Source organism: Undibacterium sp. 5I2, from assembly GCF_035019605.1.
Lineage (GTDB): Bacteria > Pseudomonadota > Gammaproteobacteria > Burkholderiales > Burkholderiaceae_D > Undibacterium.
Genome location: NZ_JASJVS010000121.1, coordinates 1 through 3,571, shown reverse-complemented (window position 1 = coordinate 3,571; position 3,571 = coordinate 1). Strand labels below are relative to the sequence as shown.

At 56.0% G+C, this 3,571-nt stretch carries 3 protein-coding genes; all 3 read left to right on the top strand.

From position 1 onward, the window contains the following. The first annotated feature begins 80 nt into the window (after window positions 1-80). From QN359_RS19525 to QN359_RS19515, 3 genes are read left to right on the top strand one after another with little or no spacing between them, the layout of a single operon-like run. On the top strand, window positions 81-905 hold the full coding sequence (locus QN359_RS19525; RefSeq protein WP_322250043.1) for an aminotransferase class I/II-fold pyridoxal phosphate-dependent enzyme: 825 nt from the start codon (window positions 81-83) through the stop codon (window positions 903-905). Further along, entirely contained in the window at window positions 902-2,446 is a 1,545-nt protein-coding gene (gene metG, locus QN359_RS19520; RefSeq protein WP_322250044.1) for a methionine--tRNA ligase, read from the top strand. The genes QN359_RS19525 and metG overlap by 4 nt, the downstream gene beginning before the upstream one ends. Next, window positions 2,447-3,529 (top strand): hypothetical protein, encoded by a 1,083-nt coding sequence (locus QN359_RS19515; RefSeq protein ID WP_322250045.1) that lies wholly within the window; start codon window positions 2,447-2,449, stop codon window positions 3,527-3,529. The last annotated feature ends 42 nt before the right edge of the window (window positions 3,530-3,571 follow it).

Below are 3,571 nucleotides of genomic sequence, written 5' to 3'. Positions count from 1 at the left end.
TCCCAGTCATCTTTATTTTCCTCGTTTAGGTAATTATTCCTCCTATTGAGGTGTCCGTAAACATTAGACCATTACAGGTTATGGCTTTCGACAAATTCGCCCACTTCTCCATGAGTCACGTAAAGCCCATCTGTGGCGACGAAACTCAGGTGGAGACCTGTCCACACAACGACCTCAATTTCATCGAGGATCTCTGCAAGCGGCATGAATTGGTGGCCTACATTGGGGATGGTACCTACAGTGTTGATGGTTTTGCCCCCGTGGAGCAGCTTAAGTACCTACAGGACCGCTACGGCCTGTTCCTCTACCTCGACGACTCCCATGGCTTGTCAATTACTGGCGAGCGCGGCGAAGGACATGTGCTTCGAGCGTTGGGTGAACTCAACGACCGCACTGTCGTCGTCGGGTCATTGGCTAAAGCCTTTGGTGCCTGCGGTGGAATGTTGCTTAGTGGAGATTCTGCACTCAAGGAGCGGCTGGTGCGTTATGGTAATCCGTGGTCGCAATACATGAATTCTGCGGGCATTGGTGGCACCTTAGCTTCTCTGGCGCTGCATAAGAGCCCAGAGCTTGGCCGGTTACAAGCCGCGTGGCGCCGTAACTTGTTGACCCTCGACGAGCAGTTTAAGTCCATCAATCGGTTCACAGAATCACCGATCCGAGTGATTCTGCTCGATTCAGCCGAAACGGCGGTTAACAGTGCTGCCGCGCTATTGGATCGCGGTTTCTACACCTCCGCAGTCTTCTTTCCGATCGTACCTAAGGACATGGCCGGGCTACGGATCATGCCGCGCGCGGATTTGAGCCCAGAGCAAATGAATGTATTCTGTAGTGCTCTCACCGAGGTCTGCTCGGCGTCGTTGCGCTCCCCGAAAACCCCTCACCACCCAAAAGAGACTTCATGAGTGATACCTCCAATGCAGCGGCCCGCCCGCTGTACCTGACGACGCCCATTTACTATGTCAATGACCGCCCCCACCTCGGACACGCTTATGCCAGCATCCACGCCGACGTGGTTGCCCGTTACGGCGTCCTAGAGGGCCGGCCCACCGTTTTCATCACGGGGGCAGATGAGCATGGGGAAAAGATTGCCAAGGCCGCGGCCGCCATGAATGAGCCCATCCAGGCCTTCGTTGACTATAATGCTGCAGCTTTTCGTCATGCTTGGGAGCAATTGAGCGTGGCTCCCACGGCTTTCGTCCGTACCACTGACCCTGCTCACAAGGCTTATGTTAGCGCGATCCTACAGTTACTCCACGACAAGGGAGACATCTATGAAGCGGAGTACGAAGGCCTGTACTCGGTGGGACAGGAGCGCTACGTCACCCAGAAGGAGCTGGTGGACGGCAAACTGCCCGAAGACAAGGAACCGCCTCAGCTGCGTCGTGAAACCAATTATTTTTTCAGGATGGAAAAGTATAGAGAGTCAATCCGAGAACTACTGCGAAACCAGCCTGATCTTATCCATCCCAAAGAATACGCTGCAGAGGTTCGTAAACTGTTAGAGGAGCCCATCGGCGACCTGAGTATCTCTCGCCCCATAGACCGCGTCAGCTGGGGAATTCCGCTGCCATGGGATCATGCCCACGTGACCTATGTATGGTTCGACGCGCTGCTGAGCTACGTGTCCGAGCTGCGCAAAGAAGAGGGGCGCTTCGACCGCTTCTGGCCGCACACCCGCCACATCATCGGCAAGGACATTCTCAGGCCTCATGCGCTGTTTTGGTTGTCCATGTGCCTAGCCATTGGACTGCCACCCTATCGCAGGCTGCATGTCTCAGGCCATTTGTTGGGATCGGACGGGCGAAAGATGAGCAAGTCTCTGGGAAATGGTGTTGATCCGCTCGATGCAGCCAGGAAGTACGGCGTTGACGTATTGCGTTATGTATTGATTCGCGAAGTCCCCTTTGGGGTTGATGGGATCATCAGCGAACAAGTCATCGAGCAGCGGCTGCGGAATGACCTTGCCAACGACTTTGGTAATCTCGCGGCACGGACATTGGCGATGATCGGCCGCTATCGCGAGGGCCGCGTTCCTGCTGCTTCCGACCTAGGCGACGCTGAACGTCGCCTACAAACTGAGAGCGAACGCCTTCGGCAGATGTGCCCTGGATGGGTGGAGGATCTGTGGCTATCGCATGGAGTGGAAGAGATTCTAGAGTTCGTGCGCTCGTTGAATCGATATGTAAGCGAGCAGGTGCCTTGGGCCCTGGCCAAGCAACCGGATCAACAGTGTCGACTCGACACGGTCCTTAATACCTTGCATCAAGGATTAGTTACCGCCTCCACGCTGCTGTTCCCAGTCATGCCTGGAAAGATGTCGACGCTGCGCACCACCCTAGGCCTCACCGCGGCACCCTCCTTGTCCGAGTTCTGGACAACGACAGGTGGCCAGCAGGTGGACGTAGAAGCTCCGGTGCTGTTTCCAAAAATGGGGGATGATTAAATGCGCTATAGCGTTGAACAACTGATTGCATTGGCTCGCGTCAGCTCGCCAGTGTATGGCAAGCTCTATCGCGACCTTCCCCCTGGTGCGTTGGCATGGGATCAGGTTCCGGTGCTCACGCACGACCTCCTGATGGCGGTCGTGCATGATGCACAGGCCATCAGTTTCTTCGATCCACGCGGGCGCTCGGACGGGATCATCTATCAGTCATCAGCCACGACGGGCAAACCCAAGGCTACAATCTTCGGGCGCGAAGAATGGAAGGCCACCCTCATCCTCTTAGCCACGCGTCATTGGAAATCTGGCGCGCTGCAAGAGGGCGATTTCGTAGCCAACCTCTGTGTTGGCGGAAGCGCTTCTTTCATGTTCGTGCACGGCACACTTGAGCAGTTCCCCAGCCGCTGTGTGGAGGTGCCAATTGGTTCCGACCACCCCTTTCCCTATATTCTGGACACCTACCGGAAGTTCGGAGCCAACGTGCTGGCCGGCATCAATTCGGTCTTGCTAGGGATGGCTCATCATATCTTGGCGGAGGGGATGCCTGATACCACCATCACGCGCATTCTCTGTGGCGGTGAGCTGATGTATGGTGCCCAGCTTGGCATCGTCCAACGCGCATTCCCCAATGCGATGGTGATTCCATTCATGTTCGCCACCACCGAGACCGGCTTGATCGGCCTAAGCGAGACCGGCTTCGCACAGAACGAGTTCCGGGTGTGCGCTGACGCCTGCCTCTTGGAAATCGTGGACCCAGCCACGTTACAGCCGATTGAGGAAGCAGGCCGGATGGGGCTTTGCGTGGTAACCAGTCTACTACGCACGGCGGCACCGGCTATTCGAATGGATATAGGAGATTTCGCCATGTGGGAGGAGGATTCCGGTGTGGCCGAGCGCAAGTTCTCCATCCATGGCCGTCGCTTTACCACGCGTTATCCGCTCGGCCCGCGGGTGCTCATCACCGAGACCGATGTCGCGGCCCTGATTGTTGCCCTATCGGTCGACATCCCGCTGTTGAAGTTGCGTCTCGATCTTGACAGTGACGCCGCCACTGTAGTGGTCAAGTTATTTCGGACACATCAATAGGTTTTTTTTCTGCCATTTCTTTTTCGTAAATCATGGGCGGCA

Coding starts and splice junctions, on each gene's coding strand:
- QN359_RS19525 (WP_322250043.1), top strand. CDS start 81: ATGGCTTTCGACAAATTCGCCCACTTCTCCATGAGTCACGTAAAGCCC.
- QN359_RS19515 (WP_322250045.1), top strand. CDS start 2,447: ATGCGCTATAGCGTTGAACAACTGATTGCATTGGCTCGCGTCAGCTCG.
- metG (WP_322250044.1), top strand. CDS start 902: ATGAGTGATACCTCCAATGCAGCGGCCCGCCCGCTGTACCTGACGACG.